Below are 5374 nucleotides of genomic sequence, written 5' to 3'. Positions count from 1 at the left end.
ATTGGGTCGTGGTAAGGTCAAAATGCAGGTAATTGGTGCGCTTATGAGGAAGTTGGTGCATTTGGCTTTTGGGATTTTAAAGTCCCAAAAGCCTTTCGATCCCAATTATTTACTTGCTACCCCTTGACAGCTCAAGACAGTATCTACCAATCTTGCTATTTTCGATGTATTCTTGTATTACCAAATTCCGTAGGGGCGGGTTAACCAACCATCTATAATTACCATCCCAAATATTAATAAACCCGCCCCCACCCAACCAAAGAATTGGATGCACATTTTGGTATTTTCTATGTATTCTTGTATTACCAAATTCCGTAGGAGCGGGTTGTTGTATTACCAAATTCCGTAGGAGCGGGTTGATCAACCATCTATAATTACCATCCCAAATATTAATAAACCCGCCCCCACCCAACCAAAAAATTGGATGACAATAATCTCAGAAACCGGGTTTCTTCCTATACTTCTCGTACTTACCCCAAATTTGTCGAAGAAACCCGGTTTCTCGCCACCTACAAACATTTGATGTTCTTCCAGTTCGCTTGACAACAAACGAAACTTTATCTAGCACCGCATATTATTTTTCAGACTTTGTTTCCTGAGTTTGCGATTGAATCACCGCACTCCAATCATCATCATTATTAACAACAGATCCCAGATGCTTGTGTCCTTCCCCATCACTTTTAGCCGCTGTTTCCAACTCTTTGCTAAGAGTAGAATCTGCCATTGCTTTACGCAATTTTAGCTTCTTTTCCTCATAAGCTTGTTGCTCAGCCGCCGACATTGCCGATCGCGCTGCTTGACCCACCGTACTCGCCCACATCTCGCTCTGGGCGCCGTTTCCAGGCGGAATACTGCCGATTTCTGCGATCCAAGCATCCCGCAAACTTTCCATTTCTTCCCGTTTTGGGAATTTAAAAGTTTGCACCCGCACAAAAGCACAATTTTCCGCGCCGTTTTGGGCAATGTGACCGTTGATTGAAAGCAGAATGTTTCGCGAATAACCTACATATTGAGTGTTGCGAGAAGAGTCCGTGACAGCGTAAACACCGGCAACTTTCGCATTACTTGCTATCATCCGCCAAGTATCGATCGACATTACTTGCGTACCGTCATTTTCTAATTCAGAAATAGCAGTCGATGCGCTATGTTCTGAGTCGGAACTGTATAAAAAATTGTGCAGTCCTTCATGGGCGACAGGTACGTTTTGATGTTCAATTGCTACGTCTCGATCGGCATTCACTTGATTAGCTTCCATAAAACTCAATTCCTCACAAAGGGGTAATTTTACTAATTAAATCTGTCGTATTATAAGCTACTCTGCATTCAAATTATATATCAAGAAATTATCAAAATCTTGTGGGGCGATACTCAGAGCATCACCCCAAATATGCAACTTAAATGCGTAACAGCTTATCAGTGAAGTTTCTAACTTGCTGCAATTTGTTGCAATTCTTCATCAGTCAATTTAACTTCGATCGCCTTTACGGAGTCCTCAATGCTCGATAATTTTGTAGCCCCGGGAATCGGAACGACACAGGGCGATTTTGCCATCAACCAAGCTAATACTATACAGTAAACTGAAACGTTTTTTTCGGCAGCTAATTTGGCGATCGCAGGCATATCTTGCAAGCTAGTGGCCCGACGGCTTCCCCCCAAAGGACTCCAGGGGAAAAATGTCAGTTTTTCGGCTTCGCAATATTCCAGTACACCGTCGGATTCCGGCTGTCTGTGCCACGGATTGTACTGATTCTGCACCGAGACAATTTCTACTGTATCGCGGGCGCGTTTGATCTGCTCTACAGAAAAGTTGGAAACTCCGATAAATCGAACCATTCCTGCTTCTACTGCTTCTTTTGCGGGTGCTAGGGCTGCTTCGATTGTATAGGCTGGATCGGGCGAGTGATATTGCCAAAGGTCGATCGGCTTTTGGCCTCCCAAAGCTTCAAAACTTTCGTGAATTGCTTGACGTAAATGGTGGGGATTACCGTTGCGCGTCCAGGCACCTTGAGGGCGCATTAAACCACCTTTCGTTGCCACAGTAACAGCCCGAATATCTCCCGTATACTCTTGCAAAGCTTTGGCAATCAAATGCTCGTTGTGGTGTTTGTCAGATTCATCTTGGCAATAAGAATCTGCGGTGTCAATCAGAGTAACGCCCAAATCGAGGGCGCGGTGAATTACCGCAATTGATTCCGCTTCTGGCGGCCGGCCGCTTAACGACATAGGCATACCACCCAGACCGATCGCACTGATATTAAAATTACTGTTGCCCAGTTTTTTTCTTTTCATTCGTTGGCCCTCGTTTGCGTAGTTGATTGAGAGTTTAGATTTCAAGGATATGTAGAAATTTTACTGTTTTTTTGAGAATATAACTAGATAGGGGGAAAAATATTTATCCGTCCGCTGTACTGCATTCAAACTGTATATTTTCATGTACTATTCCCGACTGGTCAAACCTTCTCTCGTTGGGATCATCTCAGTTTTGTAAAAAGCATTTTTTTATTGTAGTGCTGTCCCCGCTCGCGTATTGTACAACACGCGAGCGGGGACAGCACTGTAAATGCAAAACTGAGATGATCCCTCTCTCGTTTTTCACCACAAATAATTGGTTTAAAACGGGAACCCCGATCGGGAGAAATCAAAAAAAGACGATTCATTACTCCAATCCTCTTCCTTCCAGCTTAAGCGCTGTCAACTGTCAACTGTCAACTGAATGAATCAACTCGAAGCGCTGGTGTAAAAGCGGAGTGCAAATTGCCAGAAGTACCGGGAGAAAAATAAAAGCCCGATCGCCAAAATTCCCGCCCCTGCGATCCAAACCATGTCACCTCTGCCCAGCATGGCTTCTGCCGGCACAGTAGTCAAGAAGGCAACGGGCACTACAAAAGTGAAGAAAAATCGATAAGCTGCGGGATAAGCTGCCATCGGAAATCTACCCGCTTCTAACAATCCTCTCAGGACTTCGGTAACGTTATAAATCTTGACAAACCAAATGCTGGTTGCACCCAGCATAAACCAAATACTGTAAAGAGTAATAGTGCCAAATAACAACGGTATTGCTGTTAAAAAATAGTTGCCTATTCCTACTCCCAATTTATTAGCAGCATACAGCAGCAATACGGTGCCGAAGATTAAATCCGGGATTCCCCAAGGGGAAACAGTGTTTGCAGATAGCCAGAATTGGGAACTGATGGGTTTGAGGAGGACAAAATCGAGAGTACCTTGCTGGACTCGATCGACAATACGGCTGAGGTTGGGCGCCAGAAAAGTTGACGAAAACCCCTGCAAAACCGTAAAAATGCCGAGTACAACTAAAGCTTCTTCCCACGAATAGCCAGAAAAGCTGTAGCCAGTACGGTAAAACAGCGACAGGCCAAACCAACTACCAGCAAGGTTTCCGAGGCTGCTGAGGGTTGCGAGGACAAAGTTGATCCGGTATTCGAGCTCCGCTGCGATCGCTGCACCCCAGAACAATTTCAGTACGTGCAAATATCGTCCCATGTTTATCGCCATTTTTTTCCGTTGAAATACTTAAATTCCTTCATATTTTAAAGGTTGTGTGAAGCTAAATGCTGTACGGACACCTTATTTCATTATAACTTTAAGTTATTGGTACTGCATACTTAAGTAATTTTACTGAGCCAAATTATTAAGTTTTTTAACAAATTTTCAGTAAGATTTACAATTTATTGATTTAAGTCAATTTCAGGCTGATACTTTCTGCCACTTATTAAGCAGGATTCATCTTTAAACACAAATAATCGCTTGATACATTTGAAATACTAATATGTTACAATACTTCATATTATAAAATTTTAAAAATCATCTACCTATATCCCAAAGAGACGATTAGGATGGTGCATACGTACTCACGAGGAATAGGTAACGAGGAATAAGGAGAAATACGTAACCCTACTTACCAAGCTCGATTTCATAACATTGACTTAAGTAACAACACGTAAGGGAACAAAAACATGGATGCTTTAACTTTATCCAGACTGGGCGTCAAACACACCAAGAGTGCAGTAGCCGAATCGCTGCGGATCAATACAGGGCTAGACATGACAACCCCAGTTACTTTTTACGGGATTGTCAACGAGCACTGCAACGTGAAATGCCGTCAATGCGAGTATTGGCGCCTCAAAGAATATAAAGACGAAATGACGATCGAAGATTGGCAAAATGCCCTGTTGAGTGTCAAAGAATTTATCGGCGAATTTTCCATCAACTTTAGCGGTGGCGAACCTTATATTAAGAAAGGTTTTCTAGACTTGCTGACATTTGCCAACAAAAATGGCATCCACGCCGGTGTCACCACAAACGGCTATTGTATGACTCGGGAAAATGCAGCGAAAACTGTAGCGGCGCGTCCTTTTAATGTGAATATGTCCGTTGACGGGCCGAACGCAGAATTGCACGATTATTTGCGCGGTCAACCCGGATTGTTTGACAGACTTTCCAAAGGAATCGTTTATCTGCGCGAAGAACAAGAAAAACAAAACGTCCTGTTTCCAATCAACGTCAAACCAACTATCAATCGGCTCAACTTCCGCCACCTAGAGGAAATTGTAACCTGGGCGAAAGGAATTGGAGCCACGACGGTGAACTTCCAACCAGTCAACCGCTGGACACCAGAAACCTATTCGGAATTGTGGGTAGAAGAAGAAGACAGGGAAGAATTTTCACAGGTAATTGAGCGCTTAATAGATATGAAGAAAAACGGCGCACCAATTATGAACAGCGATGAAGTATTGCGTTTGATGGTTCCTCACTTCCAGGAACAAAAAGCTCCTGATTCGACTCGGCCTTGTCGTGTTGGACTCCGCAATTACTGGATTGATACGCGCGGCGATGTAAAATTGTGCGATGAATATCCGGTGATTGGCAATGTGAAAGAGACCAGTGCCCGCGAGATTTGGTACGGCGAAAAAGCCCAGGAAGTCCGCCGTGATACCTTGAATTGTGGCAAGTTGTGTCTGATTACTTGTGTGTCGCAAAAGACGATTTTGGACAAGGTGAAAATGGGCATGAAGTTATTAAAGAATTGAGGTTTGAGCAGTGTTAAAATTGCTGGTGTTCATGGTAGCCGGGTTTTGGTAAAAAACCCGGTTTTTTGTTTGATGAATTGTCTTGAGGTTTGTAGTAAAAACTTTAGTCCTCAATTTTTTAAAGAGTTATAGTTGTAGTGTGTGTGACCGCGAAAAATCCTGATACATACCAGGGACTATGAATTGTCACGCACCCTTTTCTACCATTTTTACACAGTTTTCTGAGATTGGGTGCGTTTAATTCTCTCGCTGCGTGGCGAGAAACCGGGTTTCTCCGACAATTTTCGGTGGATTACGAGAGATAAGGGAATCAACCCGGTTTCTGG

The 5374-nt window shown here is 43.4% G+C and carries 5 protein-coding genes and 1 pseudogene; 2 read left to right on the top strand and 4 right to left on the bottom strand.

The window, feature by feature from the left end; translation table 11 throughout:
* Positions 1-127 (top strand): annotated as a pseudogene (locus JGK16_RS25950) (IS110 family transposase); the annotation flags it as partial.
* Between the two features lie 233 nt (positions 128-360).
* Here JGK16_RS25950 and JGK16_RS25945 read toward each other — a convergent pair.
* From JGK16_RS25945 to JGK16_RS25930, 4 genes are all read right to left on the bottom strand, one after another.
* The gene (locus tag JGK16_RS25945; RefSeq protein WP_293182211.1) at positions 361-546 is read right to left on the bottom strand and encodes a hypothetical protein; all 186 of its coding nucleotides are present in this window, start codon (positions 544-546) and stop codon (positions 361-363) included.
* Positions 547-574: 28 nt separating this feature from the next.
* Positions 575-1255, bottom strand: a complete 681-nt coding sequence (locus JGK16_RS25940; protein ID WP_293182209.1) for a GIY-YIG nuclease family protein — start codon at positions 1253-1255, stop codon at positions 575-577.
* Between the two features lie 170 nt (positions 1256-1425).
* On the bottom strand, positions 1426-2289 hold the full coding sequence (locus JGK16_RS25935; protein ID WP_293182207.1) for an aldo/keto reductase: 864 nt from the start codon (positions 2287-2289) through the stop codon (positions 1426-1428).
* Positions 2290-2718: 429 nt separating this feature from the next.
* Positions 2719-3513 (bottom strand): ABC transporter permease, encoded by a 795-nt coding sequence (locus JGK16_RS25930; RefSeq protein WP_325315485.1) that lies wholly within the window; start codon positions 3511-3513, stop codon positions 2719-2721.
* Positions 3514-3974: 461 nt separating this feature from the next.
* On the opposite strand from JGK16_RS25930, the gene JGK16_RS25925 reads away from it, so the two are divergent.
* Entirely contained in the window at positions 3975-5048 is a 1074-nt protein-coding gene (locus JGK16_RS25925; protein ID WP_293182205.1) for a radical SAM protein, read from the top strand.
* Positions 5049-5374 lie beyond the last annotated feature (326 nt).

The organism is Microcoleus sp. PH2017_09_SFU_O_A, from assembly GCF_020738625.1.
Lineage (GTDB): Bacteria > Cyanobacteriota > Cyanobacteriia > Cyanobacteriales > Microcoleaceae > Microcoleus.
This window is presented reverse-complemented; position numbering and strand designations above follow the sequence as displayed.

What these genes read in the sequence shown, in the direction of transcription:
- JGK16_RS25940 (WP_293182209.1), bottom strand. Translation starts at nt 1,255, where the DNA reads ATGGAAGCTAATCAAGTGAATGCCGATCGAGACGTAGCAATTGAACAT.
- JGK16_RS25935 (WP_293182207.1), bottom strand. Translation starts at nt 2,289, where the DNA reads ATGAAAAGAAAAAAACTGGGCAACAGTAATTTTAATATCAGTGCGATC.
- JGK16_RS25930 (WP_325315485.1), bottom strand. Translation starts at nt 3,513, where the DNA reads ATGGCGATAAACATGGGACGATATTTGCACGTACTGAAATTGTTCTGG.
- JGK16_RS25925 (WP_293182205.1), top strand. Translation starts at nt 3,975, where the DNA reads ATGGATGCTTTAACTTTATCCAGACTGGGCGTCAAACACACCAAGAGT.